Source organism: Vreelandella sp. L-25, from assembly GCF_056857535.1.
In genome coordinates this window covers 19130-38078 of sequence record NZ_JBSXNH010000084.1, presented here as the reverse complement: position 1 = coordinate 38078, position 18949 = coordinate 19130, and the positions used below count along the sequence as shown (strand labels likewise).

Sequence of the window (18949 nt, the reverse complement as noted above, 5' to 3'; positions counted from 1 at the left end):
AGTAGCATGTCCAAGTTGGATAAAGAAGCGCTTGAATCGTTAGATTCTATGCGTGAGTTGATGGATAACGCCGACTGCCTGATTTCACAAGAGCAGGTTGAGCGAGCGTTGGATCGCATGGCGGAAGAGATCACGCGAGACTTGGGCGACAAGCTACCGGTGTTTTACTGCGTTATGAATGGCGGGCTCATTACCACGGGGCATCTGCTGACGCGTCTTGGTTTTCCGCTGGAAGTGGACTATTTACATGCGACCCGTTACCGCAACGAGCTGCGCGGCGGTGAGCTTTTCTGGCGCGTATCGCCTGAAATTCCCATGGCGGGCCGACATGTAGTGATTGTTGACGACATCCTCGATGAAGGCGCAACCCTAGCGGCCATTCTGGAATACTGCAAAGAAGCCCAGGCGGCCAGTGTGACTACCGCAGTGTTGGTCGACAAGCAGCACGACCGCAAAGCCGTTCCGGGATTAAAAGCAGATTACTGCAGCCTAGAAGTGGCCGACCGTTACGTGTTTGGTTTTGGTATGGACTACAAAGGCTACTGGCGTAATGCCCCTGGAATTTTTGCTCCCAAGGGCATGTAAGCTAGCGCAATCCTAGCGGGGTGAGAACCGCCTCGCTAGGCCGGTTTCCGCAATCATGCGCGTAGAGATCTCTTCTATTGAAAATCGCGTCGTATCAATAAACGGAATATGCATTGCCCGGTACAGCGATTCTGCCTGCTCTACTTCTTGTAAGCACTGATCCATCGAGCTATAGCGGCTATTGGGGCGGCGTTCATTACGAATGGCCGAGAGTCGGCGTGCATCAATGGTAAGGCCAAACAGCTTGTGCCGATGAGGTGCCAGCGCTTTGGGTAGCTTCAAGCTGCCATCTTCATCCAGGTCATCTTCGGTGAGCGGATAGTTCGCGGCGCGAATGCCGAACTGCAGCGCCAAGTAGAGTGAGGTCGGCGTTTTACCACAGCGGGAAACCCCCACTAGAATAATATCGGCTTTGTCGTATTGGTGGGTGCGTGCTCCATCGTCGTTATCGAGTGCAAAGTGAACCGAGTGGATGCGATCCATATATACGTCGTCGCTACCGATGGAGTGTGTTCTGCCGACGCTGTAGGAAGAGTGCGTTTCCAGCTCCTGCTCAAGGGGTTCTAGAAACGTCGAAAAAATATCGACCTTAAACCCCGACGCTTGGCGGATAACGTTACGAATCTGTTGATCCACAATCGTATCAATGATAATCGGTCTACAGCCATCGCGTACGGCGGTCGATTCGATAATCTGTGCCAGTGCCTGTGCTTTTTCAACCGTATCAATATACGGTTTAGTCAGCATATTGATCTCCACATCACTGAACTGCGCTAAGAGACTGCGCCCTAAGCTTTCTGCGGTGATGCCGGTGCCATCCGAAATAAAGAAAGCTGTTCGTTTCATAACCTGATCCGCCAGTCTGCCATGTTCATAGATAAGCTATTGTGTGCTGTGCAAACGATGAGCACAACGCCTAGTCGATACTACATAAAACGCTAATTTTGTGTATTTGTTGTAAAAATCCTCCACTCCCTTCGCTGTTAGACCAATGGCGAATACGCTGCCGCAGTGCTAGGGTGACAACGTCTATTAGTGTCGTCCCAACGGGTCGTAACGAAGTCTAAAAGCGAGGGGGTTGCGTGGAAGAGTACATTCTGTGGTTCGATCAGCTAGGTATGGCAGACGTCGAACGCGTGGGTGGTAAAAACGCTTCGCTTGGCGAAATGATTTCCAATTTATCGGGTGTAGGCGTCACGGTGCCAGGCGGCTTCGCGACCACTGCTCACGCATACCGCGAGTTTCTCTCTCACGAAGGTCTGAACGACCGCATTAATGACAAGCTTGCTCGTTTAGATGTCGATGATGTCAAAGCACTGGCTGAGGCAGGAAAAACGATTCGTCAGTGGATCATTGATACACCGCTGCCGCCTGGCTTTGAAGCCGCGCTTCGCGATGCCTACGAACAGCTCCAAACGCAACATCCAAGCCTCAAAGTAGCCGTGCGCAGCTCCGCCACGGCGGAAGACCTTCCCGATGCCTCCTTCGCTGGGCAGCAGGAAACCTTCTTGAACATTGAAGGTTTTGCCAATATCAAACATGCGGTGCATGAAGTGTTTGCCTCGCTGTTTAACGATCGCGCCATCTCCTACCGTGTGCATCGTGGCTACGCCCACGAGAATGTTGCGCTGTCAGCGGGCGTTCAAAAGATGGTGCGCTCTGAAACCGGCGCATCAGGCGTTATGTTTACCCTGGATACCGAATCTGGCTACCGTGATGCCGTTTTTGTCACGGCCTCTTGGGGGCTGGGCGAAACCGTGGTGCAGGGAGCCGTCAATCCTGACGAGTTCTATGTTCACAAGCCCACCCTGGCTGCTGGCCGCCCGGCCGTTCTGCGCCGCACGTTAGGGTCCAAGTTGATCAAGATGGTTTACGGCCAAGATGCCAGCGCCGGTAAATCTGTTGAAACCGTTGACGTGCCTTTCAAAGACCGTGGCCGCTTCTGCATCAACGATGAGCAGGTGATGGATCTTGCTCGTCAAGCAGTGACCATTGAGCAACACTACCAGCGCCCGATGGATATTGAGTGGGCATTGGATGGCGATGACGGCAAGCTCTATATCGTTCAAGCGCGTCCTGAAACCGTCGTGTCACAGCAGGAGGGCGGTAAGCTTGAGCGCTTCCAACTGCGTGAGAAAGGGCGCACGCTGATTACTGGCCGTGCCATTGGCCAGCGTATCGGCAGCGGGGCAGTTAAGATTGTCCTCAGCCCAGACGAGATGGACAAAATTCAAGAAGGCGACATCTTGGTCACCGACATGACGGACCCAGATTGGGAGCCCATCATGAAGCGCGCCTCGGCAATCGTGACTAACCGTGGTGGGCGTACCTGCCACGCGGCGATTATTGCCCGGGAATTGGGCATTCCTGCGGTGGTTGGCTGTGGCGATGCGACCACGCAGCTACAAGAAGGCATTGACGTTACGGTTTCGTGTGCGGAAGGGGATACCGGCCACGTTTATGAAGGGTTGCTGGCTTTTGACTGCAACGTGTCCAGCGTTGATTCCATGCCGGAGATTCCGTTTAAAATTATGATGAACGTGGGCAACCCGGATCGCGCTTTCGGTTTCGCTAGTTTGCCCCATGCAGGCGTTGGCTTGGCGCGTCTTGAATTCATCATCAATCGCATGATTGGTGTGCACCCGAAAGCGCTGCTTGAGTACGATACGCTGCCTGCTGATCTACAGCAGGTGATCGATCTACGTACTGCTGGTTACGCCGATCCGGTGAGCTTCTACGTCGATAAGCTGGTGGAGGGAATTTCCACGCTAGCTGCTGCTTTTCATCCGCAGCGCGTGATCGTTCGGTTGTCGGATTTTAAGTCCAACGAGTATGAAAACCTGATAGGCGGTAAGCTCTACGAGCCCGGTGAAGAGAACCCTATGCTGGGTTTCCGTGGGGCTTCTCGCTATATCTCCGAGGCATTTCGTCCTTGTTTCGAGCTCGAATGTCGCGCGCTGAAACGTGTGCGTGACGACATGGGGCTGACCAACGTCGAAATCATGGTGCCGTTTGTGCGCACCACGGATGAAGCGCGTGAAGTAGTCGATCTGCTAGCGGCTAACGGTTTGCAGCGTGGCGGTGATGAGCACCCTGATGGTTTGAAGGTCATCATGATGTGTGAATTGCCTGCCAACGCGCTATTGGCGGACGAGTTCCTCGAGTATTTCGATGGCTTCTCCATTGGCTCGAATGACCTTACCCAGTTAACGCTGGGTTTGGATCGAGACTCGGGCATCGTCGCGCACTTGTTTGACGAACGTAACCCCGCGGTGAAAAAGCTGCTGGCCATGGCTATTAAGGCCTGTAAAGAGAAAGGTAAGTACGTGGGGATCTGCGGCCAAGGCCCTTCGGACCACCCGGATCTTGCCAAGTGGTTGATGGAGCAGGGCATTGACTCCGTGTCACTCAACCCCGATGCAGTGCTGGAAACGTGGTTCATGTTGGCGGGGGAAACTATTGCTTAGCCTCCTTCAGCTTGATTAGCGTGCTTGCTATTTTGCGCCTGGCCATTGTGCCGGGCGCAGTCGTTTTATAGGCTACGCTATTGCTTGAGCGCTCAAAAGGCGGTTACGCCTTGGTGATTCACGTCTGAGACACGGTTTAAGGAGAAAGGTTATGCTGCCAAAAAGGGCACTCTCACTCACTGGTTTACTGCTGGCGCCAATGGTGAGTTGGGGGTTTGGTTACGAAACACCCTCCATTACACCGGAAGTAGGGTCAGGCTTTGAGGAGAAGCCGGGATGGGCGGCAGACTCCTTCGCGGTGGCGGCGGCTAACCCGCTGGCTACCGACGCGGGCTATCAGGTGCTCAAGGCTGGGGGGAATGCCATTGATGCGGCGGTCGCCGTACAAATGGTATTAACTCTGGTGGAGCCGCAATCCAGTGGGATTGGTGGCGGCGCATTTTTGATGCACTTTGATGGTGCTGATGTACAGGCTTATGATGGCCGTGAAACGGCGCCTGCCGCCGTAACCGGCGAGCTCTTTATGGAAGATGGCGAGCCGCTGCCTTTTATGGAAGCGGTCGCCAGCGGGTTGTCGGTGGGCGTGCCCGGTACCTTGCGTATGTTGGAACAGGCCCATGCTGAGCACGGCCAGTTGGCTTGGCAAGAACTCTTTACCCCCGCGATTACACTGGCGGAAGAGGGGTTCGCGGTGAGCCAGCGGCTGCACACCAGCCTGGCTAATGACGAATATCTGCGCGAAAACGACCTGGCTCAAGCGTTTTATTACTCCGCCGATGGAGAGCCCCTGGAAGTGGGCACCACACTAAAAAATCCTGCCTTAGCCGCTATTTTGCGTCGCATTGCAGAAGAGGGCAGCGCTGCCTTTTATGAAGGTGAGGTCGCGGAGGATCTCGTTGAGCAGGTGCAGTCGCATCCGGTTCGACCCGGTAAGATCTCGCTTGATGACATCAGTGGTTACCAATCTCTTGAGCGTGAGCCGCTATGCACCCCCTGGCAGCAGTGGGAAGTGTGCGGGTTTCCTCCTCCCTCTTCTGGCCATCTAACGATCATGCAAATTCTCGGTATGCTGGACCAGCAACCGCTGTTGGAGGCGCCGCTGGAAAATGGCGTGACCAGTAGTGGCTGGCTGCATCAATTTCTAGAAGCCTCGCGGCTGGCGTTTGCTGACCGGGGCCGCTACATCGCTGACCCTGACTTTGTCGAGGCACCGGGCGGTGACTGGTCGCTCATGCTAGCGCCTGACTACCTTGGTAAACGCAGCGAGCTAATCGGTGAAGAGAGCATGGGTGAGAGCGCCGAACCGGGCAATCCAGGTGAATTGACCGTTAGCTTTGCCAGCCAGCCCGAGCAACCTGAGTATGGCACCAGCCATATCAGCATTGTGGATGCCGATGGCAATGCGATTGCGATGACGACCACCATTGAGCAAGCCTTTGGTTCACGTATTCTGGCAGATGGCGGCACTGACCTGCCTGGCGGCTATTTATTGAATAACGAGCTGACGGATTTCTCTTTTACTCCTGAGGTGGACGGGCAGCCGGTGGCTAACCGAGTGGAGCCTGGTAAGCGGCCACGCTCTAGTATGAGCCCCACCTTGGTATTTGATCAGGAAACCGGTGCGTTGGTGGCGAGCCTCGGCTCCCCTGGTGGCGCCGCGATCATCCACTATACTGCTCGGACATTGGCAGCGATGCGCGATTGGGGGTTGAACGCTCAGGAAGCGCTGAGTCTTCCCCATGCGATTACGTTGGGTGGTGATGTTTACTTAGAGGAGGGTCGCTTCCCTGAAGAGATCATCGAATCGCTGCGTGAGCGGGGTCACAACGTGAGCGAACGTGAGCTCACGAGCGGCCTTCAGGCGATTCGGCGATTGGAGGATGGCACACTGTTTGGTGGTGCCGACCCGCGTCGGGAAGGCGTCGTGATGGGTGAGTAAACGACGCCCCGACTGTTACTGACGTAACCAGTTGCGTAGCTTGACCAGCATAAGACCGCCGTCGCTTAGCGCACGGCGGTCTTCTGTTAAGGCGTGCAAGCGATCAGGATAATCGGTAATGATGGCATCAACGCCGAGGTCTATCAGCGCCGACATGCGCGCCCGATCGTTGACCGTCCAGGCATGAATCTCGTAACCGAAAAGCGCCGCCAGGCGCACCTCTTGGGCGCTAATGCGGTTATGCCGCAGGCCTAATGCATCAAATTGGCGTCGGTCTAGGGTGCCTGGAAGAATGAGCTGTGCTAGCAGAGTAACACGCAGCCCCGGGGCCTGTTGCTTGATGTAGCGCACCAGTGCAGGCGACGTGGTCGCCAGACGCATATCCATCAGTGCGTTAGGAAAGCCGCAGGCCGTCACGGCTGTTAGTGCTTCGTGCTGGGTGGCCCAGCAGCGATAGCGTATGTCGCTTTCCTGCCCCAGTGCATCGATGACTGCTTGTGCCAGCCTCTCTTCTTGTCCCGGTAGGGCTTTCATATCGATCATCAGCGATGCGCGCCCGCGGACGGCGGCCAACGCTTCATCCAGCCCCGCTATGCGCTCCCCTTGAAAGGCGTCGCCAAACCAACTACCCACATCAAACTCGCTGAGTTCGCTACGGGTGAGGTCGCCAAATTCTCGAGGATCACTGGTGAGGCGGGCGAGCGTTCGGTCGTGATAGAGCATGACCTGATTATCGGCACTCAGGCGAACATCCAGCTCTACGGCGTCAGCGCCATCCTCCAGCGCTTGAGACACGGCAGCAAGGGTGTTTTCCGGTGCCACCATGGAGCTTCCGCGATGGGCGATGATGGCCACGTTATCGCGAATCTCAAAACTGTTAAGAATCCACCACGCCTGTAGCCCTGCGAGCAGCAGCACGCTAAGTTCAATCGCCCATGCCATGCGTCCAGGGTGGGCATCGTGGGAAGGCGGCGCAGGGCGTGGTTCGTGATGGGCCAGCTGTAAGTAGAGGCAGGCGGACAGCAGAGCGTTAGTAGCAATACCGAGGAAAGTGATGGTGAGTGTTACCAGCACATAGCCGGTTAAATAGGCCAGCATCGCTGGAATCAGCACCGTGTTGTGCTCTGGTAGCCACCACAATAAGGGCGTGACCAGCGTGTCAAACAGCCATGTGGTAATAATGGGTAAGCTAATAATGATCAGTAGCAGGGTGAGCACAGCCACTCCAATAGAGCGGTGCCAGCCACGTGTTAAATAAACGCTTCGCGTGAGTGCTTGATACGGTGAGCAAGATTCCAGCGACACTAGTGGCAGTGCCAGCAGCCAGCGCAGATACAGCCACGCTGCTAAGATCATCCAGATAACCACCAACGGTGTCGCGCAAGCTAAAAAGTACCACAGCACAGGAGGGCGAATGCGCTGCAAATAGTAGGGGTCGACACCGCTAAGCCATAGATCGTATAGCCAGGTAAGCGCCATCATAAAAGGGGCAAGCAGCAATAGGTGAGCCCCGACCTGGAGAATCACCAGCACCGCCAGAGCGGGAAGCCGTCGTGTGCTCAACCAGAGCGCCTCGAACGCTAGCCGGTAATGGTTATCTTTTGGCCGGACAGCCACTTGCAACATGCCAGCCTGCTGCCAGTAAATGAGTAAAAACGTAAAGCCAAGGCCCACCAGCATGACCAATAGCCCTAATGGGCTGAAGAGCAGCGCTAAGAGTGCATCCGTGGTGACCACCGTGCGGTTTAGCTGTGCCAAAAAGCGTTGCGATACCCAGGCAACGGCCGGTACCAATAAGGCAGAGGCCAGTAGGGTAAACAGCAAGTGATAAGCTATGAGCGGACGGAGGTGATCTCGGAGAGTGCGAAGAAGGGCGTTGCCTAATTGAGTGAGCGGCTGCATAGTCACAAAAGTGTCAGAGTGAAGCATCAGGGTGGCACTAACTGCCACCCTTGACAAGCGGGATTAGGAGAGCTTTAAGGGCTGCTCGGCGATGATAATGCCGTTATTATCAGCATACAGCCACTGGCCAACTCTTAAAGTAACGCCCGCAAACGTTACGGCGATATCCCGCTGGCCTTCGCCGCGCTTTTCGCTTTTACGCGGGTGGCTGCCGAGTGCCTGCACGCCTAAAGGAAGCGTGGCCAAAATGTCGACATCTCTCACGCAACCGTACATCAATACGCCTGCCCAACCATTTTGCGCTGCCTGCTCTGCCAGCATATCGCCTAACATCGCGCAGCGATGAGAGCCACCGGCATCCACAACCAGTACGGCACCTTCGCCAGGCTCCGCTACAGCCTGTTTGACCATTGAGTTATCTTCGAAGCACTTTACCGTGCGAATTGGGCCATAAAAGCTGTCGACACCGCCGAAGTTAGCAAAGAGGGGCTCTAGCACCTCTACGTCGGGGTAAGCGTCGCATAGATCGGGGGTGACCATTTGGGTTGTCGTTGTCATGAGTTACTCCTATGGTTACAGCGCTATGTTCACAGCGTCATAAAAAACGCCCCAACCTCAATAGGAAGGGGCGCTCTGTCATCGGCTCAGCGAGGGATTACCCAGGCTGCGATGTTGCGAGCATCGGCGATGGGTCGGTGCCACTGGCGATTAAGCCTCTTGGGCTACCGGAATCACGTTCGAGGCGATTTTTTGATACTCCTCGATTTCGTGGAAGTTCATGTAGCGATAGATCTCGCCTGCCATGGCGTCAAACTCACCCATGTAACGCTGATACTCATCAACGGTCGGCAGACGACCTTCTACAGCAGCAACCGCTGCTAGCTCTGCCGAGGCGAGGTAAACATTTGCACCATCGCCCAGACGGTTCGGGAAGTTACGTGTAGACGTGGACACCACAGTGCTCTTCGCTGCAACGCGTGCCTGGTTACCCATACACAGTGAACATCCCGGCATTTCCATGCGGGCGCCTGCACGGCCATAGATGCCGTAGTAACCCTCTTCGGTCAGCTGGTGCTGATCCATTTTGGTCGGTGGCGCAAGCCACAAGCGGGTTTTCAGGCTGCCCGCAGGCTGTTTTTCGAGCAATTTACCTGCCGCGCGGAAGTGACCAATGTTGGTCATGCACGAACCGATAAACACCTCGTCGATTTTCTCACCGGCAACATCAGACAGTAAGCGGGCGTCATCCGGGTCGTTCGGGGCGCAAAGAACCGGCTCTTTAATGTCAGAGAGGTCGATCTCGATGACTTCGGCGTACTCGGCGTCTTTGTCGGCGCGCATTAGGCTCGGGTTGGCCAGCCACGCTTCCATGCCTTCGATACGACGGCTGATGGTGCGCTCGTCGCCGTAGCCATTAGCAATCATCCACTTCAGCAGCGTGATGTTGGATTTCAGGTACTCGGTCACGCTCTCTTCAGACAGCGTAATGGTACAGCCAGCGGCGCTACGCTCAGCGGACGCGTCGGAAAGCTCAAATGCCTGCTCAACGGTGAGGTCTTCCAGGCCTTCGATCTCCAGCACGCGACCAGAGAAGGCGTTTTTCTTGCCGGATTTCTCGACGGTCAGTAGGCCTTGTTTGATGGCGTACAACGGAATGGCGTGAACCAAGTCGCGCAGGGTGACGCCCGGCTGGCGCTTGCCTTTGAAACGCACCAGAACGGATTCCGGCATGTCCAGCGGCATGACGCCCGTAGCAGCGGCGAAGGCCACCAGGCCAGAACCGGCAGGGAACGAAATGCCCAGCGGGAAGCGGGTGTGCGAGTCACCGCCGGTGCCCACGGTATCCGGCAGCAGCATGCGGTTCAACCAGCTGTGGATGATGCCGTCGCCGGGGCGCAGCGAGACGCCACCACGGTTCATGATGAAGTCCGGCAGGGTGTGGTGAGTGTCTACGTCAACCGGTTTCGGATAAGCCGCCGTGTGGCAGAAGGACTGCATGACCAGATCGGCTTGGAAACCAAGACAAGCAAGATCTTTCAGCTCGTCGCGGGTCATCGGGCCAGTGGTGTCCTGGGAGCCTACGGTGGTCATCTTCGGTTCGCAGTACATGCCGGGACGAACGCCGTCCATGCCGCAAGCCTTACCCACCATCTTCTGCGCTAGCGTAAAGCCTTTGCCGGTATCGGCCGGCTGATCGGGCAGTCGGAAAACGTCTGAAGGCGCCAAGCCTAGCGACTCGCGCGCTTTACCGGTCAGGCCACGGCCGATGATCAGCGGGATACGGCCACCGGCGCGCACCTCGTCGAGGATCACCTGGGTCTTGAGTTCGAAGGTGGTCAGTACCTCGTCGGTGCCGTGCTTGCACACTTTGCCTTCATAGGGGTAGACGTCGATCACGTCGCCCATCTCGAGTTTGGAGACATCCATCTCGACGGGCAGGGCACCGGCGTCTTCCATGGTGTTGAAGAAGATCGGGGCGATCTTGCCGCCGAAGCAGAAACCGCCGGCGCGCTTGTTGGGCACGTAGGGGATGTCGTCGCCGAAGAACCACAGCACGGAGTTGGTGGCCGACTTGCGCGAGGAGCCAGTGCCGACCACGTCGCCCACGTAGGCGACCGGGAAGCCCTTGGCCTTCACTTCCTCGATCTGCTTCAGCGGGCCGGTGGTGCCGGGCACTTCAGGCACGATGCCTTCGCGCTCGTTCTTGAGCATGGCGTTGGCATGCAGTGGAATATCGGGGCGCGACCAGGCGTCCGGCGCGGGGGAGAGGTCGTCGGTGTTGGTCTCGCCCGGCACCTTGAAGACGGTGAGGGTGATCTTCTCGGCCAGTGCCGGCTTGGAGAGGAACCACTCGGCCTCGGCCCAGGACTGCATGACGTCCTTGGCCACCGCGTTGCCGGCCTTGGCGCGCTCTTCCACGTCGTGGAAGGCATCGAACATCAGCAGGGTGTGCTTGAGCTGTTCGCCGGCCTCCTTGGCGAGCTCGGCATCGTCCAGCAGCTCGACCAGGGTGGCGATGTTGTAGCCGCCCTGCATGGTGCCCAGCAGTTTGACCGCGTGAATTTTATCGATCAGCGGAGAGGTCGCTTCCCCTTTGGCAATGGCCGTCAAGAAGCCAGCTTTGACGTAGGCGGCTTCGTCGACACCGGGAGGAACGCGATTGGTGATTAAGTCGAGAATGAATTCCTCTTCACCGGCCGGGGGCGCTTTGAGTAATTCGATCAAGGCCGCGACTTGCTCGGCGGTCAGGGGCTTAGGCGGGACGCCCTCTGCGGCGCGTTCCTCGACATGTTGGCGGTAAGCTTCAAGCACGTTGGGGCCCTCTCATCTTCTTCGTAGTGATGAATCAGTGGTGCCGAACGACTACTAGCACGGTGGGTGAGGCGTTCGGACACGTGACAGACGCTTGACAAACAGCGTCTGGTGGATGAAAGGGATTCTACGGGAAACTGTCGACAATGTTAAGAAGCCAAGCTAAGTGCCTGCTTGTACTTTATGTTGAGGCGCTGATATTGAGCTCCTTTCTTGCGGCTTTTTTAGTTAATGTGCCCAAAATCTGAAAGTTTTTTACCAGCAGGGGTGTTTTGAGGTAAGCGCGGGTGTGATTATTGTGATGCCGCGTTACCATAGGCATACGATTAATTCGTTATTAAGTAACGTAGTGAAGTGGTTTAGGCGGTGTGTGGAGCGCCAAATAAGCTGGGCTTATATATTAGAAATATGCTATATGAGAATTGAGGCGCCATTAAGTAAGTGGCCTTCGGATAGCTAGGGAACAAACGCCAACGGCGTTTATGTGTTATACAATAGTGAGATAAACGCTCGGTAGCGGTATTATGTCTATACAACTAGTGGCACTAAAAACAGCAGATCACTCCCTTTCAGCGGATGATTTGCTACCAGAAAGTCTGCATCAGTTTCTTGCCTGCCCAACGCCTGATGCGTGGTTGCAGTGGGCGCTTGCCAATCCTGAAACGCTGCTGATTGACCATGCGCAGTGTGAGAAGAAGGCGGCTTCCACCGCAATGAGCCTGCTTTACCGCTATGTCGATCAGCCGCTTTTATTAAGCAAAATGTCTCAGCTTGCCCGCGAAGAGCTGCTGCACTTTGAACAAGTGGTGGGCCTGATGGAAAAGCGTGGTGTGGCCTATCATCACCTCACTGCCTCGCGCTATGCCGAGGGGCTGCGCAAACATTTACGCAGTAACGATCCTGAGCGCTTAATCGATGTACTGATTATTGGCGCATTAATTGAGGCACGAAGCTGTGAGCGCTTTGCCCGCCTTATCCCTTACTTAGACGAAGAACTGGCGAAGTTCTACCGCACGCTGGTGAAGTCAGAAGGGCGCCATTTTGAAGATTATCTGCTGTTGGCGCGTCAACAGACCGCTGAGCCGATTGATGACCGTATTGCCTTCTTTGTCGCACGTGAAGCGGAGCTGATGACGACTCCGGATACGGCGTTTCGTTTCCATAGCGGCGTGCCCGCTTAAGGCGCTGCTAGTCAGGCGGGATGTGTATCATGCGCGATGCTCAACAGACAGGCCAGCTGACCTTGTTTGGTCACTTCTCCTTAACCCAGGGGGAGGATGTACTCACTCATTTCAATTACGACAAAGTTAAGGCCCTGTTGGTGTATCTTTTGTTGCATCGCCAGCCGGTCAATCGTGCGGCACTGGCTGAGCTGCTCTGGCCAGACCAGGGGCTTTCGTCAGGTCGTACCAACTTGCGCCACGCGTTGCACTGCCTGCGTCAGTCCATGGGTGATAACGCCGATCAGGTATTGAACGTATCGCGACAGACTATCGCCTTTCATTTACCTGCCCACTGGCAGGTAGATCTACATGACCTGCAGCAGTTGCTAGAAGGCCCCAAGGATTTAGAAACCCTTGAGGAGGTGATGTCATGCTACCAAGGCGATCTAATTGAAGAGTTGCAGTTGGCAAGTTGCAGCGAATTTCAGCGTTGGCTAGTGCAGGTGCGCAATGAGTGGCGTCAGCGGGTGATCCGGTTTGCCGAGCAAGTGCTTGAGGCTCATGACGAAACGCCAGACGACATGCTGGAAGGCCTGGTGAGCCGCTTTTCAGGCTATGGGCCTTTCCATGAACGTTTGGTGCGTCAACTGGCCGAAAACAATCAAATGGCCGCTGCTCATGAACAGTACAACAGCTATTTGCAGTTGCTCGCGCTGTCGGGCCAGCAGCCGGAGCCCGGTTTCTTACAGTTGGCCAGCTACTGGTCGGACGGCCACCACGACCCGCGAGCCTTGTCGCCCCAGGGCGCTTTTTCTCGTGCACTGGCAGCCGATAGTAAGCCGCTGCGTGAAGATGAGATTGAGCTTCGCCAACTGTCGGTCATGGCGATTCGCTTACGTCTGAAAGGCGACTGGCAAGACCGGGCGGCAACTCGTAACTGTCTAGCGCTTCAGCTGGAACTATTGCGCTGGCTAGAGCAGCAGTGCCATCACTTAGGTGGCTTCTGGCTGCCTGGGGCCACCGGCGGTTTGGGACTGGCGTGTTTCGGCACCCACGGCCCTGCGCATCAGCTTGCCGAGCTGGTAGCGCTCTATGAACACTGCCGCCAAGCGCTGCCGCAGGAAACTCAGCGCCATTGGAGTGGGGAAGGGGAAGCGCCTTCGTTTGAGCTGGCGGCTGGGTTACATAGCGGCCGTGTGGTCTATCTGCCTGAACGCCAGTTGGCTGACCCGCTTGGCCAAGTCACCCAGGTCTCCCTTGAGCTAATGGGCGCTGCTGAAGGTAGTGAACTAGTGATTTCTCAAGAAGCCAGCCAGCACATGCCCCCGGCGCTGGACCTGCAGCCGCGCTTGGTGTCGCGCTTGATGGCAAGCGATGGTCGAGTGCGCTTGCGGGCGCTGGTGTTAGGCCAGAATGAAGGCGGCCGGGATGCGCTGCCGCCCAGTCTGGTCGGCCGCGAAACGTCTCTGCGTACGCTGCGTGATGCGCTGGCAAGAGCGGGTATCGGCTTAAGGCAAAGTGTCTTGGTGCGGGGGGCCTCAGGCATGGGAAAATCGGCGCTGATGGTTGGTTTTCGTCAGCTTGAACTTAGCCGCGACGCCGCTATCTGTTGGCAGCCAACCACACGCTTGTCGGTGTTAGAGCCTTACGGGGTGGCCCGTTCTCTCTTGGCGTGGCATCTAGGCGCCACGCCTACTCAAGAAGCATTGCATGAGTTGCAGGCATCGTTGGGTGATACAGCGCTAGACGATGCTCGCCAACAGCTGTTGGAAGAGGCGCTGGGGGTTAGGGACGTTCAGGAAATTACTCAGCTTACCCAAAGCGGGGAAGCGGTAGAGTTGGTCGTGAAACTGCTGCACCGTCTGATCGACCAGCGCGCTGGCGCCCAGACTCTCGTCTTGATGGTTGATGATCTACAGTGGTTGGACGAACCCTCCTTCAAAGTATTGGCCGGTTTACAAGCTCGTTTGCCCATCAATACAGCCTTCATGCTGGTGGCCAGTCATCACGGTCGTGAAGCGCTACCAGTGAAGCTGCATTGGGATCAGCAAATTACCCTCGGCAAGCTCGATGCGCTGCAGTCGTCTCGGCTGCTCTCCCAGCTATCGCGCCGCTATCGTATGCATTTAAGCCCTCGACTGCGTAACCAAATTATTGAGCGATGCGATGGCGTGCCGCTCTATATGCAGGAGATTTGCCGTCGCCTGGATATGGATCGTCGCGAAGGGCGTAGTGTTCAGTTCGATGAATTGCCCAAAGGGCTGCTTGGCCTGCTGGCCAGCCGTATCGATCAGCTGGAAGGGGATCGGGAAATTGCCCATATTGCGGCGGTGCTGGGTAAACGCTTCCGCCTCGACTTCCTGGCTGAATGCAGCGGCTGGGATAAAGCGCGGATTTCTCAAGCCGTAGAGCATATGCGCCTGCTGGAAATTATTGAGCCGGTTGATAAAGAGAGCGGCGAGCACGAGTACCAGTTTAGCCATCAGCTACTACAAGAAGCGGCTTATCTCTCCTGCCCTCGGGATGTACGGGTCAAGCTGCACCAGCAGGTCGTTACGCTGATTGAAGAGCGTTTCCCTGTGTGGATCAGCCGCCATCCGGGGGATTTCGCCACCCATCTGCGCCGCAGCGGCCACTACGCTCGAGGCGCGCGCTATTTCGAACTGTCTGCCCGTGAAGCGCTGAAGGTGAGCGCGAACCGTACGGCGCTGCGGATGGCCGACTTCGGGTTGGCCAGTTTGCGCCACGTTGACCATGAAGTGGAGCGTGAGGTCAGCCTGCTTACCGTGCGTGGGCAGGCAGCGTTTGCGCTGGAAGGCCATGGCTCGCCCACTGCCCACGAAAGCTTTGTGCGCGCCCGGGAGCTGCTGAGTCAATCCGGTGGTGATTCGCCGGACGACCCGGAAGATTTAGAACAAATTTTCCTAGTCAAGTGGGGGCTGTGGGTAGGCCGCAGCCAGCGCTACGCCCATGCCGATGCGTTTGCACTTGCCTCTACCTTGGCGGATATTGCGGAGCGTCTGGAAGACCCACGCTATCGCCGTTTGGCCGACTATGCCCGGGCGCACTGTGAGTACTGGGTCGGACGAATTCAGCAGGCCCATGACCACCTGGATGAAATCGACCCGCTCAATGCGCAAATGATGATCGAGTGGCTGCCCTTCTCGGATCACCCGCAAGTGACAGCTGCCTGCTTCCAGGGCTGGGCACTCTGTTTACGTGGCGACTATCAGCGCGCCGAGCGTCACGTCTCGTCAGCCATCCGTCTTGCTGAGAAAATTGGTCATCCGGGAACGCTTGCCATGGCGTTAATGTTTGCCGCAGCGCTCTATCGCCAATTAGGGCATGTGCATCTTGCGGCACGCCATGCTGAGCGCGCGGCCGCCATGACGGGCACGCCGGACCTTCAGCTGTGGCAACTCTCCGCCCAAGGTGTGTTGGGTTGGCAGAGGGCCATGGCGGGGGATCACGCTGGTTTAGTTCAATTAAGAGATAGTCTGGACCAGATGGCTGAGCTGAATGGGCGAGATCGTTTCCAGCGCCCCGTCCTTTGGTACTCAGATGCCTGTATTGAACTTGGCGAGTTAAAGGCCGCCGAGGAGTATCTGGATCAATGTTTGGTGATTGCCCGAGAGCGCACCACGCTCTTTTTGCCCGAGTTGGCGACTCAACTGGCCAGAGTGCGTGACTTGCTGGGGCACCCGGCCAGTGAAGTAAAGGCGCTTGCCGAAATGGCGATTGTGCAGTCACGGGAACACGGCAACCGCCATCAAGAGTTAGCGGCCTTGGAGCTTTGGCTTACGCGGATTTCACCCAATGATCAGCAGGCAAAAGAGGCGTTCCGTCGCCTATTGAGCGAGGTTAGCCACAGTGATGCACCGGTGCTGGTGCGCTGGGTTAGCCTACTGGGTCGCCGTTTGCCCCACTCGCTGAGTGCTGAAAACGAGGCTTAAACGTTTAGCGAGTGCTCTCTTCTAGCCACGACAGCGTGGCGAGCGCCTCATCGCGGTGCTCGCCACACACGGCACGGTGGGGTCATAATCGAACTGCCCGCACACCATCGGGCGCAGCGGGCTGCCAAACAGCGTGCATAAGTTGTTGGCGTCGAGTTGAACGCAGCGCACCCCCGCCGGTTTGCCCTCGGGCATTCCGGGTATCGGCGATGTAATAGACGGAGCTATACAGCAAGCGCCGCAGCCTGCTCGGCATGTGGCGCTGCTGTCACTGGTGATCAACTCACTCATGGGCTCGCTTGTGCTGTCGCGCCTTTGTCGATTCCTTCAAAGGCGTATACGTGAGTGGCGATCCCCGTTTGCTTGGCGATCTGATCGGCCAGCCAGAGGGCAATATTTTCTACCGTCGTGGGCTTTGGCAGCACGCTACAGCGCTCAGATGGCAAGGTGATTGAGAAGCTGCCTTGGGCTGCTTCATAGCGGCAGGTGAGCTGTGACTCGCTATGCTCTGCTATATCTGCCTCTTCCAAAAGATAACGATTATCCAGCCACGCTCCCCATTGCTGTTCCAACTGCGGCTGTCGCTGTTGTTCCTGGAAGATATGCAGGCGAGAGCGATGCCCGTGGGCAATGCGCTGGCAGTTACCCGAATGACGTTTTAATCCATGGCTATAGCCATAGGCAGCACCATTGATAAGCTCATCGCTTAGCGTGAGCGTCACGCGTTCAACATTGGCTGGCCGCTGCTCGGTGAGTTGGGCGCTGAGGTACTGAGTCACCCGTTCTAGAGTGATCGATGCCCAGGGAAGTAGGGTAAATGCCTCTGTCGGTCCACGAACTTCCATCACGTAGGGTGTGGTGGTGCGAATGCAGAGTCCTTCATCGCATTCGCTGACCTCAACACCGGGTGCTTGGGTGGGCACCAGTAGGGTGTGGTCCAGTCCGCTATCCAGGGTGCGTTTGATCCACGGCTTTACTTCACCGAAGTCGAACAGCATTCCGTCCTCGCCTAGTTCACCCTCTAGTTGAGCATCCACTTGCCAGCTACAGCCAACCAACCCTTTCGTGGGGCACCAAAGAGAGACATCGATATGGGTCAGATGATTAACAAATAGCGCCATTACTCGAATCCTGCGATTTTGTGCGTTTGCAGTGACAGCCGCCACTGTGGGTTGGCCATGCAGTACGCAGTGGTGGCCTGAACGGTCGCCGCGCCGTCGGTGGCAATACTCTTTTGAGCGACGGCGCTGAGATCCATCGGCTGTAAAAAGAAGTGACTAAAGGCGAGGTGAGAAAACTGCTCCGGTGGCGCATCGGCCTGGGGGAAAACCAGTTTCAACTCATCGCCTTGGGTGATCGCTAGCGGGTTGCTACCCTTAGGGCTAACGCAGAGCCAGTCAATGCCCGCAGGAGCGGGCACCGTACCGTTGGTTTCCACTGCCACTTCGAAGCCTTCGCTATGCAGCGTGGCAATGAGCTCGGTATCGAGCTGTAGCAGCGGTTCGCCGCCGGTAAATACCACGTATGGCACGGCGTTGTTAGCTTCCTGAGGCCACAGCGCTTTGATGTGTTCTGCCAGCGCCTGGGCTGTGTTAAACCGGCCGCCATTAACTCCGTCGGTACCGTTAAAGTCGGTGTCGCAAAAGGTACATTGTGCGTTCGCTCGATCTATTTCCCGGCCTGACCAAAGATTGCAGCCTGTAAAACGGCAGAACACGCTGGCACGACCTGCCTGGGCGCCTTCACCCTGTAAGGTGTAGAAGGCTTCTTTAACGTGATACATCAGTGCGCCACCTGTGAAGTGTCGATGGCGTAGTCGAGAGGATCGACGCTGTGGTTAGCCGCAAAGGCGGCCAACCGCTCGCGACAGCTACCGCACTGGCCGCAGGCGAGCTGCTGGCCTTCGTAGCAGGTCCAGGTATGGCGGTAATCCAGGCCCATGGCGAGCCCATCACGCAGGATGTCGGCTTTGCTGGAGGCCAGATAAGGGGCATGGACGGTGACGGGTTCGAAGTTGGCAATCTGCGCTACATCGTTCATGGCTTCGACGAAGGCCGGGCGGCAGTCGGGGTAAAGCATGTGATCGCCGCCGTGCGCGCCATAATCCACGCGGTTGGCACCGATATTGACTGCCTTGGCAATGGCCAACGACAGCAGAATCATGTTGCGATTGGGCACCACGGTGCTGTGGAGCGAGTCGGCATCGTACTCCCCTTGAGGCATGGTCAACGCAGCGTTGGTCAATGCCGAGTTGTCGATCAGCCCGTGGATGGCGCGAATATCGACGACCTGATGAGGGATGGCCAAGGACTCACATACCTGACGTGCAACGTCCAGTTCACGACGGTGGCGCTGACCGTAATCGAAGGATAGCGCATGGACAGCGAGGCCCTCACGTAGCGCACGGTGAAGGACGGTATAGGAGTCCATGCCGCCGGAGTAGATGACGACGGTGGATGGCGCCTGGGCGCCGGATGATGCAGTGGATGACATGCTGGGTACTCATGGTCGGAGAATTTATGTCGTGCCTGCCCAAGCAGCAGGGCGGTGTTCCGGGGTCCGGTCCGGAAGGCGGGCAGTTTACGCAATGCCGCGCTTGCTGACCAGTGTTCTGGGTGGTGGCATCCG

12 protein-coding genes and 1 pseudogene are annotated in these 18949 nt (G+C 56.7%); 5 read left to right on the top strand and 8 right to left on the bottom strand.

Going from position 1 to position 18949, the window contains the following annotated elements; all coding sequences use genetic code 11:
• The first annotated feature begins 6 nt into the window (after window positions 1-6).
• Entirely contained in the window at window positions 7-585 is a 579-nt protein-coding gene (locus AC13CN_RS14070; RefSeq protein WP_054640851.1) for a hypoxanthine-guanine phosphoribosyltransferase, read from the top strand.
• Between the two features lie 12 nt (window positions 586-597).
• Here the strand turns inward: AC13CN_RS14070 and ppsR are convergent, their stop codons facing one another.
• Complete coding sequence (gene ppsR, locus AC13CN_RS14065) at window positions 598-1431, bottom strand: posphoenolpyruvate synthetase regulatory kinase/phosphorylase PpsR (RefSeq protein WP_044628288.1); 834 nt, start codon at window positions 1429-1431, stop codon at window positions 598-600.
• 236 nt (window positions 1432-1667) lie between these two features.
• Between ppsR and ppsA the strand changes: the two genes are divergently transcribed.
• Both ppsA and ggt read left to right on the top strand, forming a co-directional pair.
• Window positions 1668-4052, top strand: a complete 2385-nt coding sequence (gene ppsA, locus AC13CN_RS14060; RefSeq protein ID WP_062360382.1) for a phosphoenolpyruvate synthase — start codon at window positions 1668-1670, stop codon at window positions 4050-4052.
• Window positions 4053-4203: 151 nt separating this feature from the next.
• Window positions 4204-5991, top strand: coding sequence for a gamma-glutamyltransferase (ggt, locus tag AC13CN_RS14055; RefSeq protein ID WP_062360380.1), 1788 nt, complete (start codon window positions 4204-4206; stop codon window positions 5989-5991).
• Between the two features lie 15 nt (window positions 5992-6006).
• Here ggt and AC13CN_RS14050 read toward each other — a convergent pair whose 3' ends face one another.
• From AC13CN_RS14050 to acnB, 3 genes are all read right to left on the bottom strand, one after another.
• On the bottom strand, window positions 6007-7950 hold the full coding sequence (locus AC13CN_RS14050; protein ID WP_153016729.1) for a glycerophosphodiester phosphodiesterase family protein: 1944 nt from the start codon (window positions 7948-7950) through the stop codon (window positions 6007-6009).
• 6 nt (window positions 7951-7956) lie between these two features.
• On the bottom strand, window positions 7957-8451 hold the full coding sequence (gene rraA / locus AC13CN_RS14045) for a ribonuclease E activity regulator RraA (RefSeq protein WP_062360376.1): 495 nt from the start codon (window positions 8449-8451) through the stop codon (window positions 7957-7959).
• A 150-nt stretch (window positions 8452-8601) separates the two neighbouring features.
• Window positions 8602-11205, bottom strand: coding sequence for a bifunctional aconitate hydratase 2/2-methylisocitrate dehydratase (acnB, locus tag AC13CN_RS14040; RefSeq protein ID WP_062360374.1), 2604 nt, complete (start codon window positions 11203-11205; stop codon window positions 8602-8604).
• A gap of 524 nt (window positions 11206-11729) precedes the next feature.
• Here acnB and AC13CN_RS14035 point away from each other — a divergent pair.
• Together AC13CN_RS14035 and AC13CN_RS14030 are read left to right on the top strand one after the other, a co-directional pair.
• Window positions 11730-12386 (top strand): MiaE family protein, encoded by a 657-nt coding sequence (locus AC13CN_RS14035; protein ID WP_062360372.1) that lies wholly within the window; start codon window positions 11730-11732, stop codon window positions 12384-12386.
• Window positions 12387-12415: 29 nt separating this feature from the next.
• Window positions 12416-16321 carry an ATP-binding protein gene (locus AC13CN_RS14030; protein ID WP_062360370.1) on the top strand — a complete coding sequence of 1302 codons (3906 nt, stop codon included), beginning with the start codon at window positions 12416-12418 and terminating at the stop codon, window positions 16319-16321.
• A 4-nt stretch (window positions 16322-16325) separates the two neighbouring features.
• On the opposite strand, the pseudogene AC13CN_RS14025 reads toward AC13CN_RS14030, so the two are convergent.
• The 4 genes and pseudogenes from AC13CN_RS14025 to queC form a co-directional block, all read right to left on the bottom strand.
• Window positions 16326-16612, bottom strand: a pseudogene (locus AC13CN_RS14025) (YkgJ family cysteine cluster protein).
• Complete coding sequence (locus AC13CN_RS14020) at window positions 16609-17442, bottom strand: 6-pyruvoyl trahydropterin synthase family protein (RefSeq protein ID WP_062360368.1); 834 nt, start codon at window positions 17440-17442, stop codon at window positions 16609-16611. Before AC13CN_RS14020 ends, AC13CN_RS14025 begins: the two are co-directional and overlap by 4 nt.
• A complete protein-coding gene (gene queE / locus AC13CN_RS14015) occupies window positions 17442-18104 on the bottom strand; it encodes a 7-carboxy-7-deazaguanine synthase (protein WP_062360366.1) in 663 nt (220 codons plus the stop codon). Before queE ends, AC13CN_RS14020 begins: the two co-directional genes overlap by 1 nt.
• Complete coding sequence (gene queC / locus AC13CN_RS14010; RefSeq protein WP_062360364.1) at window positions 18104-18814, bottom strand: 7-cyano-7-deazaguanine synthase QueC; 711 nt, start codon at window positions 18812-18814, stop codon at window positions 18104-18106. Before queC ends, queE begins: the two co-directional genes overlap by 1 nt.
• Between the last annotated feature and the right edge of the window lie 135 nt (window positions 18815-18949).

What these genes read in the sequence shown, in the direction of transcription:
- AC13CN_RS14030 (WP_062360370.1), top strand. Translation starts at nt 12,416, where the DNA reads ATGCGCGATGCTCAACAGACAGGCCAGCTGACCTTGTTTGGTCACTTC.
- AC13CN_RS14070 (WP_054640851.1), top strand. Translation starts at nt 7, where the DNA reads ATGTCCAAGTTGGATAAAGAAGCGCTTGAATCGTTAGATTCTATGCGT.
- rraA (WP_062360376.1), bottom strand. Translation starts at nt 8,451, where the DNA reads ATGACAACGACAACCCAAATGGTCACCCCCGATCTATGCGACGCTTAC.
- queC (WP_062360364.1), bottom strand. Translation starts at nt 18,814, where the DNA reads ATGTCATCCACTGCATCATCCGGCGCCCAGGCGCCATCCACCGTCGTC.
- queE (WP_062360366.1), bottom strand. Translation starts at nt 18,104, where the DNA reads ATGTATCACGTTAAAGAAGCCTTCTACACCTTACAGGGTGAAGGCGCC.
- AC13CN_RS14035 (WP_062360372.1), top strand. Translation starts at nt 11,730, where the DNA reads ATGTCTATACAACTAGTGGCACTAAAAACAGCAGATCACTCCCTTTCA.
- ggt (WP_062360380.1), top strand. Translation starts at nt 4,204, where the DNA reads ATGCTGCCAAAAAGGGCACTCTCACTCACTGGTTTACTGCTGGCGCCA.
- ppsR (WP_044628288.1), bottom strand. Translation starts at nt 1,431, where the DNA reads ATGAAACGAACAGCTTTCTTTATTTCGGATGGCACCGGCATCACCGCA.
- AC13CN_RS14020 (WP_062360368.1), bottom strand. Translation starts at nt 17,442, where the DNA reads ATGGCGCTATTTGTTAATCATCTGACCCATATCGATGTCTCTCTTTGG.